Genomic DNA, 17,576 nt, shown 5'->3' with positions numbered 1-17,576 from the left:
GAGAGGCGCGCTGCCGTCCAGCCTTTTGGGCGAAACCCGGGGTCTTTTGGGGGAAAGCCGGGCAAAAACCGAACAATATCTTGACGTTCCGAGCCCTGTTTCGCATAAGCCGCTGCGAAGGGACGGATTCCGGTTGCGGAAAATTCGTCCCCTGTCTCAACGGCCCGGGGAGGGGTTCTTTTGGGCCACCAATCGAGGAAAATTCGGCAATGACCATAATTTCAGCTGTCATCGCCTGCGGTCTGCTTTCAGTCCTTTACGCCATCTGGGCGACACGTTCGGTCCTCGCGGCCGATCAGGGCAATGCACGCATGCAGGAAATTTCCGCGGCCATCCGCGAAGGCGCGCAGGCCTATCTGGCGCGCCAGTACACCACCATCGCCATCGTCGGCGTCGTGGTCCTGCTGCTCGCCTGGTGGCTGCTTTCGATCACCGCCGCCATCGGCTTCCTGATCGGCGCCGTTCTATCGGGCGCCGCTGGCTTCATCGGCATGCACGTCTCGGTGCGCGCCAATGTGCGCACCGCGCAGGCCGCCTCCAACAGCCTTGCTGCCGGCCTTGAGATCGCCTTCAAGTCGGGCGCCATCACCGGCATGCTGGTTGCTGGCCTGGCCCTGCTTGGCGTTTCGATCTACTATTTGATCCTCACCCAATTCATGGGCCTTCAGCCCGATGACCGTGTCGTCATCGACTCGCTGGTTTCGCTCGGCTTCGGCGCCTCGCTGATCTCGATCTTTGCCCGTCTCGGCGGCGGCATCTTCACCAAGGGCGCCGACGTCGGCGGCGATCTCGTCGGCAAGGTCGAAGCCGGCATTCCCGAAGACGATCCGCGCAACCCGGCCACCATCGCCGACAATGTCGGCGATAATGTCGGCGATTGCGCCGGCATGGCCGCCGACCTGTTCGAGACCTATGCGGTAACCGTCGTCGCCACCATGGTGCTCGCCGCCATCTTCTTCGGCGGCACCGCCGTTCTCGGTGCAGCTATGCTCTATCCGCTGGCCATCTGCGGCGCCTGCATCCTGACCTCGATCGTCGGCACCTTCTTCGTCAAGCTCGGTTCCAGCGGCTCGATCATGGGCGCGCTCTACAAGGGCCTGATCGTCACCGGCCTGCTGTCGATCGTCGGCCTTGCCGTCGCCACTTCGGCATGCATCGGCTGGGGCGAGATCGGCACTGTCGCCGGCATGGCCATCACCGGCACGAACCTGTTCATCTGCGGCCTGGTCGGCCTTTTGGTAACCGGCCTGATCGTGGTGATCACCGAATATTATACCGGCACCAACAAGCGCCCGGTGAACTCGATCGCCCAGGCCTCGGTCACCGGTCACGGCACCAACGTCATCCAGGGCCTCGCGGTCTCGCTGGAATCGACGGCGTTGCCGGCGATTGTCATCGTCGGCGGCATTATCTCGACATACCAGCTTGCCGGCCTCTACGGCACGGCGATCGCGGTGACGACGATGCTTGGCCTCGCCGGCATGATCGTCGCGCTCGACGCCTTCGGCCCGGTTACCGACAATGCCGGCGGCATTGCCGAAATGGCCGGCCTGCCCAAGGAAGTGCGCCAGTCCACCGACGCGCTCGACGCGGTCGGCAACACCACCAAAGCGGTAACCAAGGGCTACGCCATCGGTTCGGCCGGACTTGGCGCGCTGGTGCTGTTCGCGGCCTACTCTAACGACCTCAAGTTCTTTGCCGCCAATGGCGACAAATACCCCTACTTCCAGGGCATGGGCGAGGTCTCCTTCGACCTCTCCAATCCTTATGTCGTCGCCGGCCTGATCTTCGGCGGCCTGATCCCGTATCTGTTCGGCGGCATCGCCATGACCGCCGTCGGCCGCGCCGCGGGTGCTATCGTCCAGGAGGTGCGCAAGCAGTTCCGCGAGGATCCGGGCATCATGGCCGGCACCTCGAAGCCGAACTATGCGCGCGCCGTCGACCTTCTGACCAAGGCAGCGATCCGGGAGATGATCGTTCCATCATTGTTGCCGGTGCTGGCGCCGCTGGTGGTCTATTTCGGCGTCCTCCTGATCTCCGGTTCGAAGGCATCCGCCTTTGCCGCCCTCGGCGCCTCGCTGCTCGGCGTCATCGTCAACGGCCTTTTCGTTGCCATCTCGATGACCTCCGGCGGCGGTGCCTGGGACAACGCCAAGAAGTCGTTCGAAGATGGCTTCGTCGACAAGGACGGCGTCAAGCACCTCAAGGGCTCCGAAGCGCACAAGGCCTCGGTGACCGGCGACACGGTTGGCGATCCCTACAAGGATACTGCTGGCCCGGCGGTCAACCCGGCGATCAAGATCACCAACATCGTCGCGCTGCTGTTGCTGGCCGTGCTCGCGCACGGCTAAGCTCGGTCGCTACGGCTCGAAACAAAAACCCGCGGGATCGCTCCCGCGGGTTTTTCATTGCCTGAGATGTGCTGCTTCCGGGGAGGGAAGAGAAAAGAAAGAAGCCGATACCGTCGGGGTGGATCAGGTGCCGCCGAGCGTGCTGCCACCGCTGCCGCCGGGAACACCGGGCGCCAGCTTGCTGGCGCCACTGATGATCTGGCTGAGGAAGTTCTGGTCCTTGCCGCCGGTCGGCGTGGTGCGCGAGATGAAGTCGAACACTTTGCCGTCCTTCAAGCCGTAATTGGCGATCTGGGTGACGCGCCCATCATCGCCGAAATAGACCGCCAGCACATGCTGGTCGACCAGCCGCGGCTTGTCGAAGGCGACATAGCGCTTGCGCGTCTGCGAAATGTAATAAAAGGCCTCGTTGTCGAAGGTCGCCTTCGTCGAGGGAGTGCCGAGCGCCAGCAGCACCTGTTCGCGGCTCGAGCCGACAGGCACCAGGTCGATCGCCTGCTGGTCGATGACGTAGCCCTGCGTCAGCGTCTCGCTGGGATTGAGATCGCCGATCATCTTGGACGAATTGCAGGCGGAAAGCGCCGCAGCGATCACCAGCAGCGAAACCGCACCGGCGGGCCTGGGCAGGAAAGTCGACTTGAATTTCAGCGCGTGCAACTACAACTCCACAAGCTGGCCGCAACTTGCGCTGGGCCGCAAAACCGGTAAACCAGCTTGCTTGCCGATGCAACAAGGCCACTTCAACAAACGGTCCCGGGAGACCACCCTCAATGTTCCAGCGCCTCTTTGGCCGCGAACGTCATGCCAACCGCGCCATCACCGAGGCGCTTTACGCACAAATCGTGGCGGCGGCGCGGCAGACGGTGTTTTATTCCGACTGGAACGTGCCGGACACGCCGCTTGGCCGCTTCGAGATGCTGTCGTTGCATATGTTCCTGTTCCAGCACCGGCTGCGCGGCGAGGGCGGTGCTGCGGCAGAGGTTGCGCAGGTGCTGATCGACGAGTTCTTCATGGATGTCGAACATTCTCTGCGGGAACTGGGCATCGGCGACGTCGGCGTGCCGAAGCGCATGCGGAAACTGGCGAAGATGTTCTACGGCCGCACCGCCGCCTATGACGATGCGCTGAAACGAAATGACCATGATGCACTTGCCACCGCCCTTGCCCGCAATGTCAGGCCCGATGCCGGCGTCTGGCCGCAGGCATCGCAGCTGGCACTCTATGCCGCCGATGCATCAAGGCAACTCACGGAACAGCCGACTGAATCGATCGTTTCCGGCACGGTGGCATTTCCCGTGGCCAACTCTGAGCGAAGGCGGACTGAGTGAAGGCGGCGCAGTGGAGGCGAAGATGAAACATCCTGATACCCACAGCCCAGTGTCCTTCCTGGCAAATGTCGCCCGGCTGCCGCAAAAGGGGCTGCCGGTGGTGATCGACGCCGACGCCGGGCAGCGCGCCGTGCTGGCCGTCGAGCACGAGCTGCTTTCGGTCGAGAACTATCGCGCCGAACTCCTGGTCGAGCCGTGGAAGCGCAATGGGGTGAAAGTCAGCGGCCATGTCGAGGCCGATATAACGCAGGCCTGCATCATCACCCTCGACCCGGTCCAGGCGCATATCGACGAGCCGGTCGAGGCGCTGTTCCTGCCGGAACACTCCAAGCTCGGGCGGCAAGGTTTCGACAGTGGCGGTGAGATCCTGCTCGACGCCGAAGGGCCGGACAGCCCGGAAACGTTTTCCGGCGACGCGATCGACGTCGGGGCGCTTGCCGAGCAGTTCTTTGGCTTGGCGATCGATCCCTATCCGCGCAAGTCGGGTGTGTCGCTGGAGGCTGCCGGCGATGCCGAGCCTGTGGAGAATGAATTCCAGCAAAAGCTCAGATCACTGCTGGGAAAATCCTGATAGCTGACCCAATTTGAGAAAAGTTGGTTGTGCGGCAGCCCAAAACCGTTATTTTCGCCGAACCTTCGCGAGCCCCGTACCCTGGCAAGCCCGCTGGCCAAGCAACCGTGAGATGAACACCGCGTGATCAGGATTTCCATCGATGCCATGGGCGGCGATCACGGGCCAAGCGTGGTCATCCCGGCGCTCATGACCGTCGCCACCCGCCGTCCGGATATACGCTTCGTCATCTATGGGCGTGAAGAAGTGGTAAGGCCCGAACTCGCCAAATTCCCCAAGCTGGCGGAAGTGAGCGAGTTCATCCACTGCGAGATCGCGGTCAGGATGGACGACAAGCCGAGCCAGGCGCTGCGCCATGGCCGCTGGAAATCATCGATGTGGAAAGCCGTCGAGGCGGTCAAGGCAGGCACTGCCGACGCCTGCATCTCGGCCGGCAATACCGGCGCGCTGATGGCGATGTCCAGATTCTGCCTTCGCACCATGGCGACCATCGACCGCCCGGCGATCGCGGCGCTCTGGCCGACATTGCGCGGTGAAAGCGTCGTGCTTGACGTCGGCGCCACCATCGGTGCGGATGCGCATCAACTGGTTGATTTTGCCATTCTGGGCACCGGCATGGCGCGCTCGGTTTTCGGCATCGAACGGCCGAGCGTCGGCCTGCTCAATGTCGGCGTCGAGGAGATCAAGGGTCAGGAGGAGGTCAAGGAGGCGGGTCGTATGCTGCGCGAGGCCAACATGGCCTCGATGAACTACCATGGCTTTGTCGAGGGTGACGACATCGGCAAGGGCACTGTCGACGTCGTCGTTACCGAAGGATTTGCCGGCAATATCGCGCTCAAGACGGCGGAAGGCACGGTCAGGCAGATCGCCGGCTATCTGCGCGCGGCGATGAACCGGACGCTGATGGCCAGGATCGGCTATGTCTTCGCCAAGACCGCCTTCGATCGCCTGCGCGAGAAGATGGATGTCGGCCGCTCCAATGGCGGCGTCTTCCTGGGATTGAACGGCATCGTGGTGAAAAGCCATGGCGGGGCTGATTCGGATGGCTTCGCGGCGGCGATCGAGCTTGGCTACGACATGGTGCGCAACAATCTGCTTGACCGCATCGAGGCTGATCTCGACCTGTTCCACGCACGCAATCCGAATGCCCAGACAATCCGGAAATCCGACGTCGTCATCGACGCAAAGGAATAGGAAAGAGCATTGATCAGATCAGTCGTGCGCGGCACGGGCGCCGCGCTGCCCCGCCGCATCATGAAGAATGCCGACTTCGAAGGCATGGTCGAGACCTCAGACGAGTGGATCGTCCAGCGCACCGGCATTCGCCAGCGCCACATCGCGGCCGACGACGAGACGACGGCCTCGCTGGGCGAGGCGGCCGCGCGCGCAGCCCTCGACAGCGCCGGCCTGACTGCAGCCGACATCGATTTGATCGTGCTGGCGACCTCCACGCCCAACAACACCTTTCCCGCGACCGCGGTCGAGATCCAGAACCGGCTCGGCATGCACCACGGTTTTGCCTTCGACCTGCAGGCGGTCTGCTCGGGCTTCGTCTATGCGGTGACGACCGCCGACCTCTATATCCGCGGCGGCTTGGCCAGACGGGTGCTGGTGATCGGCTCGGAAACGTTTTCGCGGATTCTCGACTGGAACGACCGCTCGACCTGCGTTTTGTTCGGCGACGGCGCCGGCGCAATGGTGCTGGAAGCAGGCGCTGGGGCAGGCGGCATCGCCGACCGAGGCGTTCTGGCGGCCAGCCTGCGCTCCGACGGCATCCACAAGGACAAGCTTTTCGTCGACGGTGGGCCGTCGACCACCGGAACGGTAGGACATCTCCGGATGGAGGGCCGCGAAGTGTTCAAGCATGCGGTCGGCATGATCACCGACGTCATCGAGGCGACGTTCGCACAGGCCGGCATCAGCGCCGCCGATCTCGACTGGTTCGTGCCGCATCAAGCCAATAAACGAATTATTGATGCTTCGGCCAAAAAGCTCGGGATAGAGGAGCGGAAGGTGGTGGTGACCGTCGATTTGCACGGTAACACCTCGGCTGCTTCCGTGCCGCTGGCACTGTCCGCGGCCGTCGCCGACGGCCGCATCAAAAAGGGTGACCTGGTGCTGCTTGAGGCGATGGGCGGGGGCTTCACCTGGGGGGCGGTGCTGCTCCGTTGGTAAGTGCCGAACTAACGGGTTCGGGTCCTTGACCTTGACGGATCAATTACTTAGGCTCTGCCGTTGCTTGTATCGATTTATTTTTTTGAGCTGATGGGACGGTTCGTATGGGGGGAAAGACACTTACGCGCGCCGACCTCGCCGAAGCCGTTTACCGCAAGGTTGGGCTGTCGCGTACTGAATCGGCCGAGCTTGTCGAGGCGGTGCTGAATGAGATCTGCGAGGCGATCGTTCGCGGCGAGACGGTGAAGCTGTCGTCCTTCGCGACCTTCCATGTCCGCTCCAAGAACGAGCGCATCGGGCGCAACCCCAAGACCGGTGAGGAAGTGCCGATCCTGCCGCGCCGGGTGATGACCTTCAAGTCGTCGAACGTGCTGAAGAACCGCATCCTGCGCTCCCATCAAACCAGCAAGGCCAAGGGCAGCAAGTAGACGCCCAATCTCCCTTGCCGAGAATCATGCTCCAGGCTTCGGTTGAAAAACGAACCCTGCTTTTACGCCGGGCTTGAATATTGTTTCATAAACCGCTGAAATAAGATGCGATTCGGCAGGCCGGATCGGTATTTGGGTGTGATCCGTTCCGGTGGGGCGGAAAGCTGATCTCTTTGTTTAAGCATGATGTTGCCCGAAAACCGGTTCCCGCCTTTCGCGATCATGCTCTAGCGTGAGGATTTGCCCATGGACAAGAGCCCCGATGCTTTCCGCACCATCAGCGAGGTCGCGGAGGATCTGGATTTGCCGCAGCACGTGCTGCGCTTCTGGGAGACGCGTTTCAACCAGATCAAGCCGATGAAGCGCGGCGGCGGCCGCCGCTACTACCGGCCGCAGGACGTCGAGCTGATCAAGGGCATTCGTCATATGCTCTACGATCAGGGCTATACGATCAAGGGCGTGCAGAAGCTATTGCGCGAGAACGGCAACCAGTTCCTGATCGCCGTCGGCAGTGGCGATATGGCGGCGGTCGAGGCGATCTCGCAGCGCCGACAGGCTGACGCGGTGCCGCTGACGCAAGCGGCGCAGCCGCGCGGCCCGGACGACGAAATGCTGGTCGGTCAACCGAGGGTGAAACCCAGCCGTCGTTTTTTCGGCATCGGCAAGACCGACGAGGAAGGCCCGGTTCCGCCGGACGCGTCAAAACTTTCCCGTGACAATCGCGCATTGCTGCAGGAGGCGCTGTTCGACCTCTTGGAATGCAAGCGCCTGCTCGATCAGGTTCGCTAGAGCCCGCCGGGGCAAACCGGAACGGTCTTCGGGGTCATGCGTTAGGCTTCCTTCTGCAGATGAAGGAACCACGTCATGGCATCGCTTTCGAGCATCTCCGACACCGATCTGGACAAGCAGGTCGCGGCCCTGACCAGAGAACTGGCCACCTTGAAGAAAGCCGTGTTGAAGCGAGGCGGCGCCTATTACGAAGACGGGCGCGATACCGCGTCGGACTATTATTCGGACATCACCGAGCGCCTCGGCGACGCCTTGCCGGCGATCAGAAGGCAAGGCCGGGCGATCGAGAAGACCGCCCGTGATCACCCGGCGACGGCGGCCGCTGTTGGGCTGGTTCTGGTCGGGCTCGTCGCCAGTCTGTTCCTTGGCGGCGGGCAGCAAAAAACGCCGCGAGCGCGATCAAGGTCGGCACATTGAGACATGGGAAATTGCGGTCGTCAGCGGACGGCCGCATTTTTCGCTGACGCGGCAAACCCGGCAAGCTGGCCGCCCTTGATCAAAGACCAAGAATGCCTGCTTGCCGGCTGTCTGTCCTAAGGTGTTTTCAGTACTTCTTCGCCACAACCTTCTTGTGATGATGGCGGTAGTGGTGGACGCGGTGGTGGTAGTGATGGCGATGATGCTTCTTGACGGTGGTGTGCATCGTCGCCGCATTCGCGTTGCTCGCGCCGATGATCGGCATCGAGAAGGCAAGTGCGATTGCAAGTCCAAGGGCGGAGAGAAGAGACTTCTTTATGACGTCGTTTCCTTTTTTGCGCAGGCGGAATTTGAGCGTCACTGATTTAGGTCGGTGACTCGAGCGCTGCGGTTAGGACTATCGCCCTGGAATTTTTCGCCAGTGTCTCCGGACTGTAGAATTTTGTTTCTGAGCCGTGTCTGAAGACCTTTGCCCCACCGGGCTACCGGTCGATCACGCCTCGGCACGCCATTCACCTCACATCGGTGGCACCACGCCATTGTTTCCGACGACGACCCGGCCGGATGTCAGTGTGCCGCCCTTGCCGCGCTCGGCGTTGACGAAGACCGTCGCGCCGGGCTTGAGGTCGGCCGGTGTCGCGGCAGCGAAGGTCACGATCGGCGTGGCTTGCGGGATCGAGATATTCTTCTGCTGGCCATTGTCATAGATCAACGTCACGGTGCGGCCGTCGACATTCGTCACATCGGCGATGGTGCCGTTGGTCATCCGGCTGTTGGGCTGCAGGTCCCAGGGGCGGTCGCCTTCGCCGGTCCCCTTGAGGGCCGCAGGAAAGATCACCACTTCCAGCCCCCCGCTGCCGCCGTCCGCCTTGGCGACGGAGGCGATACCGACGAAGTCGCCCTGCTTGATATCGTCTGCCGACGCTTTGGCAACGCCGGAGATTTTCCAGCCGGGCGCAAGAGCTATCGTGTCGGCGTCGCCTTGGCGCGTCTTCACGGTCAGCGTCGACCCGGCGAGGCTGACGACCGTGCCGCGCACGCGCATGGTGTCCGCCGCCTGCGTCACGTCTAATGTGATCCCGATAAGGCCGGAAATCGTGCCAAGCACGATCGCGAAGGTCTTCAAATTCATGGGATTGATCCTTTTCAAAACGGCTGGCGCGCCAGCAACAGCCGCTTAACGAGTTGGCGGCTCGAAATCGTCGAACGATTCGGCGTCCGGCCATTCAAAAGAACTTGATAGGAAAGACGTGCCGTATGACCATTCCTGCGTCGGTTCACGATGCCGTGACGCTATCTTTGATGCTTGGCAAATCACCAGCGAGCAGGCATTCTCCCGACCGTCTCAGGCAACAACATGATTTGATCTAACTCTTTCATCCCACGGAGTTGCCAATGCCCCAAATAGCAAAACGCGAACCTTACTCCGAACTGGCGGCGAGCGCGGTTACGCCTGAACGCAGTGCCGTCCGAACCGCCCGGGAAGCCCGTGGATACAGCATCGAAGAGCTGTCCCTGGCGTGCGGGCTGGCAGCCTATGAGATTGCCGACATCGAAAGCGGCAAGGATGCCGATCCTTCGAAACGTCGGCGTATAGCCTCCGCGCTTCAACTTCCGGAAAGCGCTCTGTTCGACGAAGCCGTCTTGCCTGCGGAAAGGCGATCGGTCTCGTAGCCTAGTGCCATGCGTTTATTCGACGAGCTCGCCATGGGTTGCCCTGGCGGGCTTCGTTTTGCCGGCCGCTTAGCGGACTTGCCGGCCGCCATGGCAACGCGAGACGGGAATTGTCGGAGATGAGCCTCGAATCCGTTCGCGCCTTCTTCGCTGCCCGTGCGCCCGACATCGATGTCATCGTCACGGAAGCCAGCTCGGCGACGGTGCCTCTGGCCGCCGAAGCGCATGGCGTAGCGCCGGCGCAGATTGCCAAGACGATCTGCTTGCGCGCCGGCGACCAGACGATGCTCATCGTCGCCAGCGGCATCTCCAGGCTGGACAATCGCAAATTCAAGGACCGGTTCGGCGGCAAGGCGCGAATGCTGGACGCCGAGCAGGTGTTCGCCGCGACCGGACATCCCGTCGGCGGGGTATGTCCGTTCGGCCTGCCCGCGCCGCTGCCGGTCTATTGCGACATGTCGCTGCGCGCTTTTGACGAAGTCGTGCCCGCGGCAGGCGCAGCGAATGCGGCGGTGCGTCTCAGCCCGCAACGCATGGCCGAACTCGTCGAAGCCGAGTGGGTGGATGTTTGCCAATAGTCAATCATCGAGGTCCCAACCCTGACGACTGCAGCTGGATGGAAACCGGGATTGAGAGGAAGGGACTTTGGGGGCAAGTCCTTGTTGAAATGGTCGGAGTGGCCGGATTCGAACCGACGACCCCTTGACCCCCAGGAATGCCAAAGCCGTTTTCAGGCCATTTCAGTCAAGTGCGCTATCTTTCAAAAGCCTTGCAACATAAGGGGTTGAGCGGTAACCCTGTTTTCAGGGCTTTTCGATTGGGGCCATGGGTTTTCAAAAGAAAGGCCCCAAAAAGGCCCCAAGCGGAAAAGGCCCCAAAATGATACCAGCAAGGGGCCGACGAAAAAATGCCGAGAGTTCTCCTCGACGATACCTTCGCCAGGAAGGTCGACCGATCCGCAGCCAGCCAAATCGAATTCACTGACGAACGCATCCGAAGCTGGAAAGCCCGCATCTATGCCGACAGGATTGTCGGTTCGCTGCGCTACAAGCCGCTTGGTTCGACAGTGAAGAAGCGCTTTCCCCTTGGCGAGTATCCGAACATCACCATGGCAGAAATGCGCCGCAGGGCCGAGGCCGCGCTCGGCAAAATCCGTACTGGCGCTGACCCCGCAGCTGAGCGCGAGGCGATCCGCAAGGAGCGCCAGCAGCAGGAAAAGGAATCGGCGCTAGATCTCGGGGGCCTGCTCGACCTCTACTATCCGGCGTTGGCCAAGCAGAAATCATCGTGGGAGCAGGACAAGGGCTATCTTGAGCGCGATATCCGCTCGCAATGGGCCAAACTGAAGCCGCGCGACATCACCACAGCCGATTGCACCACCCGGCTCCAGATTGTCGCCGTTCGCGCGCCGGTCGCCGCCAATCGGCTCCGCTCCGCCCTTCTTCGCTTTTTCGATTGGGCCATCGACCAGAGCCACCTCACCGTCTCGCCCATGCTCGGCGTGAAAAAACCGACCAAGGAGAGAAAGGACGGCGAGGTCGACCGCGTGCTGTCCGACGCCGAATTCGTCGTGCTTTGGCGGGCAATCGAGACATCCAGAATGATCCCCGGTATGCGCGCGGCCCTGCAAGTGCTGGCGCTGACCGGCAAGCGACCCGATGAAATCGCCGGGCTGTCGCTGGCCGAATTGCAGCACCTCGATGACCCGGCCGAGGCGATTGCCGATTTCCCGGCCAGCCGCATGAAAGCTCGCCGGCGACATATACTGCCGCTCTCCGCACCTGTCATTCGGATTATCAAGGAACAGATCGCCCGCCAAGCGGCGGAAGCGCAAGCCGAGCGGCGGGCCATGCTCGATCATATTTTCGCTTCCCGCTTCGCCGACCGCAAAAGGATCGCCCGCCATTCGCTTTCGCAATGCCTGCGCCGCATTATCCCGGCGCTCGACCCGAACGGCGAGGACGGCGAGATCGTCAAGCGCCTGCAAGCCGATCCGCCGACGCCGAAGGCTTTCCGCGCCACTTGCGCGACCGGCATGGCCCGGCTCGGCATTCCGCGTGAGGATCGCAAGGCGGTGCTGGCACACGTTGAGGATGACGTGATGGCCAAGCACTACGACGCCTACGACCGCTTGCACGAAAAGCGAATCGCGTTGGAGGGATGGGCTCGGCATGTCGAAAGCCTGTTGTCCGGCGACAGGAAAACAGGCGCCGTCATTCCGATCCGGGTGGCGCGGTCATGACCAGCGAGGTTGACCGGCTCGCCCTAATCGCCCGCGTGCGAAAATTGCGCGCGCAAGCTGCCGACGGTGAAGCGGTCGTCGCTATGCGGCAGTTGGTGGATCTGCTCGATGAAGTCATTGACGCGCTAGCAGTAAAGCACCAGCCGCGCGGCCGCCCTCCCGGCCGGCTGAGCGTGCATGCCATTGTTGCGACCTTCCTGATCCGTCAAATGCGGTGGGACAAAGAGGAGGCCCTGGAGTCGGCCGCTAGCGTCGCGGACGTCGAATTGACCAAGGACGAGGCACGAAAATTCCGGATCATGGTGAATGCGCTTCTGCGAAAGGATCGAGAGAGTTGGGAGGCGTATTATCGCCGAAAAACAAACCCCGGCGCGGAAAGAAAATCGGCTGATTTAGTTTAGCTTGCAGGCAGTTTCCGACACACGCATGCTTTGGCATGAAAGCAAATCTTGCAGTGTTTCGGAGGAGCTGCTCATGAACAATACCCTCAAAAATTTTATCGACGACGACGACCGGATTCTTAGCGAAGACGAACTCGACGTGCTGACCGGCATTTCGAGCACAACGCGGTGGCGGGAGCGCAAGGCTGGCAGGTTCCCGCTCTTGATGGAGCTGTCGCCGGGCCGCAAAGGCAACACGCTGCGGCAGGTTCGCGAATGGCGAAAGGAACGTCAGGCCGCCGCCGAAGCGCACGCCAAGGCCAAGTGCTTGGAGCCTCCGGGGCGCGGCAGGCCGCGCAAGAACGCCGCCGGGCTACCCCCGGCCATCTGAAACGAAAAAGGCCCGACCGCGCTGGTGACGCGATAAGGCCGAGGAAAGGCATTCTTTCTGAGGGCGGGGCAAGTATGCCTTCCACGGCCTGAAATCGTCAAGCAGCGCGGCGTCCAAACCCGGACGAACCGCATGTCCAATGTCGCACTCGCTTGGGCTTATAGGCAGCAAACCCCCGACGCGGGGGCCAAGGCCGTGTTGGTGTGTCTGGCATGGCGGGCCGACTCGAAAACCGGCAAATGCTGGCCGTCCATAGCTACGATCAGCGCCGACACCCAAATCCCCGAACGCACCGTCAATCGGAAGATCAAAGAACTCACCAAGGCCGGATTGATAACCGCAAAGCGGCGGCGAAGGGTTTCGAATGTCTATGCCTTGATGTGCCACGGTGGCGTTTCTAAAGCGGACGGAAAGCCGGTTCTTGAAACGCCAAATAGGCAACCAAGAAACGCCAAATCCGGCGCTTCAATAGCGCCAAGCTCTGGCGCACAAACAATAAAAGAACAAAAAAATGAACAGGGCGTGCGCGCGAGACACAACGGCGAAGGGACGGCTTTTGCCGCGATGAACGGGCAAGCCGTCCTCGACCTTGCCGCGATAGAAAAAGCCACCGTCAGCGCCGAGCTGTTCCGATCCGAGCGCGCAACATTTCCGGCCGAGCAGCGGGCGCGGACCGATGCTGAACGGCGCTGGCTCAACGATCTGCTCAAACTCGATCCGGAGCTTTACCAGACCGTCGTGCCCGAGATGACGCTGGAAACCAGCGCAGCCGTAACCGACGCCGAGCTGGCGCGGCGCGGCGGCGGCCTCCAGATGCTGATCGGCACCGGTCCGCCGAAGAGGCCATGAAATCCCGGCGCCAATCCCGGCGCCGGCAAAACAGGAGGAACAAGGATGATCGAAAGGAAGGAAATGATGAGCGACGCCAAGCGTCACAATCGCCTCGTCGAGTGGCTTGAACAAGCCGCCCTCGACATGCCCAAAGAGGAACTCATAGGCGCGGCGGCGGCGGCTTTCCCCGGCCTGACGGTCGGCGAATTCAAGCGCTCCACAATCGACATGGTCGCTCGCATTCGCGAGCGCGACGAAGAACGAGCGGCGATGGGACTTCCAAAGGCGATCGGATGATCGCACCCGCCGGCCTGATCGCGGCCGATCCGCGCTATTTCGTGGAGCGGCGGCAGTGACCTCGCCAATATCCGTTACGAAACGTTACGGTTGGCCAATGCCCTGCTGCGTCATCTGCGGTGCTCGATTGCGGTCCAAGCGGCGCGACGCGCGCTATTGCTCGAACGCCTGCCGGCAGCGGGCGGCGCGGGCACGTGAGCAATTCCCCGACCTTGGCGAACTCGACAAAGCGATTGAGGCCGCCCGGCTCGATTATTGGGCATTGATCGCCATGAAGGCGCGCGCGACGGGTCGTCATGAGGGCGAAGTGCTGACCGACGAAGCGGTGTACGTCGATGGCGGCGGCAATGTCTTTCGCTGTGGCCGGAACATGGGCCCAAACGGGCGCTGGGCAGGCAAGGTCAAGCCATCTCGTCCCGGTTGGGACGCATGGGGAGTCGAGGCTGCCGGGCCGCCGCACAATCCGCCGCCGCCCGGTTCGGATGTTACGAAGCGAAAACGACGGACGGAAAAGCGCTTGCGCCGTGTCTCTCGTCGCGCTGACGACCAATAGTGAGGTGATGATCGATGTCCGTTGATCTCAACCTCCTCGACCGTGTGATAGCCGACCTTCAGACGCTCCGGGGCTCGCTCGCGTCGGAGTCGATAGCGCCTGCGGATGAGCCTGACCAGGATGATGATCTGCTCGACACGGCGACGGCCGCGAGCCGCTTCAACATACCAATCGACACATTGCGATGGCTCGCGCGCGAGAAGGGCATGGGCGAGAAGAGCGGCGGGCGCTGGCTGATCAGTGCGTTGGCTCTCCGCGACTACCTCAAACGCGAGAAACGCGAGTAGATGGGCCTGAAACGCGAGAGAATGGCGGTTTTCCACTCGCGTTGCGGATTGCACCATCCCGGCAACGAAAATGGAGAACCCACCATGCAGCCCGCCGCCACCATGTCATCCGATCTGCCGATGGTCGCCAAATTCCTGCTTGCAGCAAAGGGCGATCACATCCTGGCGCACACGATCGCAGCTAACAACCGGGCTTCTGACCGCGTGTTGCGCATTTTGGGCAAGGCGGCAGTCAGCGCCGGCACAACGCTCGATGGCGACTTCGGCGAAGTGCTCGTCGACGTGAGAATCGCGCAATCCGCCTTCTTTGGCAGCCTTCGAACCCGCAGCGTGTTCTTCCGGCTGTTGGATTCGGGCTTCAGGCTGGTGCCGTTACGGACATATTTGGGCATCGTCAGCGCGAGCGCCACAGCATGGGTGGTCGGCGAGGGCGCGCCAAAACCGCTATCGCGGCTGACGCTCAGCAGCCCGTCGCTCGCCCCGAAAAAGGTCGCCGCGCTCGTGTGCATGACGCAGGAAGTTGCGCGCGACACTAGCGCGGCCGGCATGTCAGTGGTCAATCAGGAACTGCGCGGTGCCGTCAGCGACGTCGTCGATGAAGCCCTTTTCGGCATCGTCATGGCAGGCGCGCCGAGCACGCCAAGCGTGGACATGACTGCCGACCTCACCACGTTGCTCAACACCGTCAACGTCAGCGGCGCCGGCGCCCTGTTCTGGGCGATGAGCGTCGACGTTGCCAATCGGGCGGCCGTGCTCGACACCCGGAACGGCGCCATGTCGCCTTTAGGTGGCGAGATGCTGGGTTTGCCGGCCTTGGTGTCAAGCACGATTCCGGCCGGCACCTTGCGATTGATAAACGCAGCTGCCATTGCGGCGAATGCCGACTCCATCGGCCTTGAGGTTTCCGATCAAGCCGACATCGTGATGGCCGACGATCCGGCCATGCCCGCCGCGATGGTATCAATGTTCGAGACAAACAGCATCGCGTTGAAGGCGGAGGTTTCGTTCGCAGCCGAGAAAACTCGCGCTGACGCGGTTGGCGAGATCACCGGCATTACGTGGCCGGCTGCCTGAAAGGGAGCGGCGTCATGGATAACATCGATCCCGAGATCCTCGCAAAGATGAAGGCGCAGCAACCGCGTATTGACGCGCTCGCCAAAGCTATGGCAGGCGATCTCACTGCTGAGCAGCTCGCGCAGCCAGCCAGTAAGCGCCTCGTTCACCTGCTGATTGCCGACCTCGTCGTGGTAATGCGGGACGGGCTGATCAAACAGGTCAAAGACCTTCAGGCTCGCGTCGTCGAACTCGAAGCCGGCGGCGTGAAATACTGCGGCACGTGGCAACGCGCCTTGCCGTATCGCAAAGGTACGGTTGCAACGAGCGGCGGCTCCATGTGGATTGCTCTGCGCGACACCGTTGAAGGCGAACAGCCCGGCAAGGCACTGGATGCATGGCAACTCAGCGCGAAAGACGCAAAGCCTACCAAGCGCGTGAAGGCGAACGGCAGGCGGCAGGCATGACCACCTTCAGCCGCGAAGACATGGTGGCAGCCTCGCAGAATGCCGTTACCGCATTTATCCGCTCCTTCGGCCGCGCACCTAGCCAGAGCGAAAGGGAGATGATCATCTCAGCGCTCACGCGCTATTTCGACGAGCCCAATGCACCAACGACGAGGCTTCAGTGACGCTGCCGCGCTCGCTTTCGCCCGTCGGGCGGCGGGCGGCTGAGGCGATCATGCCGCCCGCTGGTACCGAGGCGGAATTACAGGTTCCGACCCGATGGGGGCTTCCGCCTCTACTGGAATAATGTTCCGCAAGTGCTGTCTCGCCGCTTCAACTGCCTCTACAAGAGCTACATTGTTCGTGGCGCAACAGACGGAATTGGCAAGCTGGGATGGGTTACAGGGAAGATATTAGGCATGAGGTCGCGCTGCGCGGAATCCAGTATCTGGTGCACTTCACCCAATTTGGGAACCTGCACAGCATCGTCACGCACGGCCTTCTTTCGCGCGCGGATCTGCATGCGCGCGGCCTCGGCGCTTTCACGAGCGCTAGCCACAGGCCCGACGAGAAGTACGAGGCCAACTCGGTATCGATTTCTGCAATCAACTACGAAATGTTCATGGCGAAGCAAAAGACCTGTGGGCGGACCGATTGGGTCGTCCTCCTTCTCGATCCGAGTATCCTCTGGACGCACAACTGCCGATTTTGCAGCCGCAACGCAGCGAGGCGGGCAATGAAGGAGCACAGAGGCCGTTTGGACGGCCCTTGGGGCCTTGCGCAGATGTTTTTGGACGACATGTCTCACCCGCAGTTCCAGGGAGCGTCCTACCGAAAGGAGACCGGCATTCCAGACTGTCTGACGACCCATCCCGATGCGGAGGTGCAGGTGTTCGGACCAATCCCGCCCGAATCTATTCTCTACGCATGGGTTGAACGACGTAACCTGGTTGAAGCCGTTCAAGCGGAACTGAACCGATTGCCCGGCCCGGAACGCAAGGTTCAGGAGCAGGAGTTTAAGCCCCGGTTTTGGAATGACTACTCAGCATGGGGCTAGGTCCGCGAAGCGGTTTAGCGACACGTCAGCCGTGAACGGCTGCTTTCGACCTAAGCGTTAGTTTAGCATGGGGGGCGGTGCAAAGTCACCAAAGCCGCCGTTTGCAGGGCCCGCGGGGCCGCCACGCGGAGAATTTTTTTTCTGCCGCTCTAAAAAATCCGAGGGGGAGTTTTTCCAGTCTGTGGATGCAAAATCGAGATTCGCTTGTGAAATCCGGCTCTGCGCCGAGCGGCCGGCCATCTTTGAGGTATATGCGCAGCGAAATCGAGCGCTACCTTGCCGGCGGGCCGTCAAAGAAATGCGCGA

The 17,576-nt window shown here is 61.8% G+C and carries 24 protein-coding genes; 21 read left to right on the top strand and 3 right to left on the bottom strand.

Going from position 1 to position 17,576, the window contains the following annotated elements; genetic code table 11:
* Positions 1-209 precede the first annotated feature (209 nt).
* Entirely contained in the window at positions 210-2,351 is a 2,142-nt protein-coding gene (locus NKJ94_RS12315; protein WP_352525279.1) for a sodium-translocating pyrophosphatase, read from the top strand.
* A gap of 123 nt (positions 2,352-2,474) precedes the next feature.
* On the opposite strand, the gene NKJ94_RS12310 is transcribed toward NKJ94_RS12315, so the two are convergent.
* Positions 2,475-3,008: an outer membrane protein assembly factor BamE gene (locus tag NKJ94_RS12310; RefSeq protein WP_352525278.1), complete on the bottom strand. Its 534-nt coding sequence runs from the start codon at positions 3,006-3,008 to the stop codon at positions 2,475-2,477.
* Positions 3,009-3,121: 113 nt separating this feature from the next.
* On the opposite strand from NKJ94_RS12310, the gene NKJ94_RS12305 reads away from it, so the two are divergent.
* The 7 genes from NKJ94_RS12305 to NKJ94_RS12275 all read left to right on the top strand — a co-directional run bounded on the left by NKJ94_RS12305 (position 3,122) and on the right by NKJ94_RS12275 (position 8,059).
* A complete protein-coding gene (locus NKJ94_RS12305) occupies positions 3,122-3,679 on the top strand; it encodes a ubiquinol-cytochrome C chaperone family protein (RefSeq protein ID WP_352525277.1) in 558 nt (185 codons plus the stop codon).
* Positions 3,680-3,701: 22 nt separating this feature from the next.
* Positions 3,702-4,250 (top strand): YceD family protein, encoded by a 549-nt coding sequence (locus tag NKJ94_RS12300; RefSeq protein WP_352525275.1) that lies wholly within the window; start codon positions 3,702-3,704, stop codon positions 4,248-4,250.
* 123 nt (positions 4,251-4,373) lie between these two features.
* Entirely contained in the window at positions 4,374-5,444 is a 1,071-nt protein-coding gene (gene plsX / locus NKJ94_RS12295; RefSeq protein ID WP_352525273.1) for a phosphate acyltransferase PlsX, read from the top strand.
* Between the two features lie 9 nt (positions 5,445-5,453).
* The gene (locus NKJ94_RS12290; protein WP_352525271.1) at positions 5,454-6,425 is read left to right on the top strand and encodes a beta-ketoacyl-ACP synthase III; all 972 of its coding nucleotides are present in this window, start codon (positions 5,454-5,456) and stop codon (positions 6,423-6,425) included.
* Between the two features lie 104 nt (positions 6,426-6,529).
* The gene (locus tag NKJ94_RS12285) at positions 6,530-6,853 is read left to right on the top strand and encodes an integration host factor subunit alpha (protein ID WP_352525270.1); all 324 of its coding nucleotides are present in this window, start codon (positions 6,530-6,532) and stop codon (positions 6,851-6,853) included.
* A gap of 246 nt (positions 6,854-7,099) precedes the next feature.
* Positions 7,100-7,642: a MerR family transcriptional regulator gene (locus tag NKJ94_RS12280; RefSeq protein WP_352525268.1), complete on the top strand. Its 543-nt coding sequence runs from the start codon at positions 7,100-7,102 to the stop codon at positions 7,640-7,642.
* 75 nt (positions 7,643-7,717) lie between these two features.
* Complete coding sequence (locus NKJ94_RS12275; RefSeq protein ID WP_352525266.1) at positions 7,718-8,059, top strand: hypothetical protein; 342 nt, start codon at positions 7,718-7,720, stop codon at positions 8,057-8,059.
* A 127-nt stretch (positions 8,060-8,186) separates the two neighbouring features.
* On the opposite strand, the gene NKJ94_RS12270 is transcribed toward NKJ94_RS12275, so the two are convergent.
* Together NKJ94_RS12270 and NKJ94_RS12265 are read right to left on the bottom strand one after the other, a co-directional pair.
* Complete coding sequence (locus NKJ94_RS12270; protein ID WP_352525265.1) at positions 8,187-8,420, bottom strand: hypothetical protein; 234 nt, start codon at positions 8,418-8,420, stop codon at positions 8,187-8,189.
* Between the two features lie 156 nt (positions 8,421-8,576).
* On the bottom strand, positions 8,577-9,191 hold the full coding sequence (locus NKJ94_RS12265; protein WP_352525263.1) for a hypothetical protein: 615 nt from the start codon (positions 9,189-9,191) through the stop codon (positions 8,577-8,579).
* Between the two features lie 263 nt (positions 9,192-9,454).
* Here NKJ94_RS12265 and NKJ94_RS12260 point away from each other — a divergent pair, with 263 nt between their 5' ends.
* From NKJ94_RS12260 to NKJ94_RS12200, 13 genes are all read left to right on the top strand, one after another.
* On the top strand, positions 9,455-9,733 hold the full coding sequence (locus tag NKJ94_RS12260; protein ID WP_352525262.1) for a helix-turn-helix domain-containing protein: 279 nt from the start codon (positions 9,455-9,457) through the stop codon (positions 9,731-9,733).
* Positions 9,734-9,852: 119 nt separating this feature from the next.
* Positions 9,853-10,311 carry a YbaK/EbsC family protein gene (locus NKJ94_RS12255; RefSeq protein WP_352525261.1) on the top strand — a complete coding sequence of 153 codons (459 nt, stop codon included), beginning with the start codon at positions 9,853-9,855 and terminating at the stop codon, positions 10,309-10,311.
* Positions 10,312-10,640: 329 nt separating this feature from the next.
* Positions 10,641-11,975, top strand: coding sequence for a tyrosine-type recombinase/integrase (locus tag NKJ94_RS12250; RefSeq protein WP_352525260.1), 1,335 nt, complete (start codon positions 10,641-10,643; stop codon positions 11,973-11,975).
* On the top strand, positions 11,972-12,376 hold the full coding sequence (locus tag NKJ94_RS12245) for a hypothetical protein (protein WP_352525258.1): 405 nt from the start codon (positions 11,972-11,974) through the stop codon (positions 12,374-12,376). The genes NKJ94_RS12250 and NKJ94_RS12245 overlap by 4 nt, the downstream gene beginning before the upstream one ends.
* 73 nt (positions 12,377-12,449) lie before the next feature.
* Positions 12,450-12,746, top strand: a complete 297-nt coding sequence (locus NKJ94_RS12240; protein ID WP_352525257.1) for a helix-turn-helix transcriptional regulator — start codon at positions 12,450-12,452, stop codon at positions 12,744-12,746.
* Positions 12,747-12,878: 132 nt separating this feature from the next.
* Positions 12,879-13,595, top strand: coding sequence for a helix-turn-helix domain-containing protein (locus tag NKJ94_RS12235; protein WP_352525255.1), 717 nt, complete (start codon positions 12,879-12,881; stop codon positions 13,593-13,595).
* Positions 13,596-13,658: 63 nt separating this feature from the next.
* Positions 13,659-13,874: a hypothetical protein gene (locus tag NKJ94_RS12230; protein WP_352525254.1), complete on the top strand. Its 216-nt coding sequence runs from the start codon at positions 13,659-13,661 to the stop codon at positions 13,872-13,874.
* A 127-nt stretch (positions 13,875-14,001) separates the two neighbouring features.
* Complete coding sequence (locus NKJ94_RS12225; protein ID WP_352525253.1) at positions 14,002-14,427, top strand: hypothetical protein; 426 nt, start codon at positions 14,002-14,004, stop codon at positions 14,425-14,427.
* Positions 14,428-14,441: 14 nt separating this feature from the next.
* The gene (locus NKJ94_RS12220) at positions 14,442-14,714 is read left to right on the top strand and encodes a helix-turn-helix domain-containing protein (protein ID WP_352525252.1); all 273 of its coding nucleotides are present in this window, start codon (positions 14,442-14,444) and stop codon (positions 14,712-14,714) included.
* Positions 14,715-14,798: 84 nt separating this feature from the next.
* Complete coding sequence (locus tag NKJ94_RS12215) at positions 14,799-15,788, top strand: phage major capsid family protein (protein ID WP_352525251.1); 990 nt, start codon at positions 14,799-14,801, stop codon at positions 15,786-15,788.
* A gap of 14 nt (positions 15,789-15,802) precedes the next feature.
* Positions 15,803-16,234, top strand: coding sequence for a transposase (locus NKJ94_RS12210; protein ID WP_352525250.1), 432 nt, complete (start codon positions 15,803-15,805; stop codon positions 16,232-16,234).
* Positions 16,231-16,398, top strand: coding sequence for a hypothetical protein (locus NKJ94_RS12205; protein ID WP_352525249.1), 168 nt, complete (start codon positions 16,231-16,233; stop codon positions 16,396-16,398). Before NKJ94_RS12210 ends, NKJ94_RS12205 begins: the two co-directional genes overlap by 4 nt.
* Before the next feature lie 209 nt (positions 16,399-16,607).
* Positions 16,608-17,270: a DarT ssDNA thymidine ADP-ribosyltransferase family protein gene (locus NKJ94_RS12200; protein ID WP_352525248.1), complete on the top strand. Its 663-nt coding sequence runs from the start codon at positions 16,608-16,610 to the stop codon at positions 17,268-17,270.
* Positions 17,271-17,576 lie beyond the last annotated feature (306 nt).

This window comes from Mesorhizobium sp. M0060, assembly GCF_040323155.1.
GTDB lineage: Bacteria > Pseudomonadota > Alphaproteobacteria > Rhizobiales > Rhizobiaceae > Mesorhizobium.
Note: the sequence above shows the minus strand (reverse complement) of the source record. Positions and strands in the feature narration are given on the sequence as shown.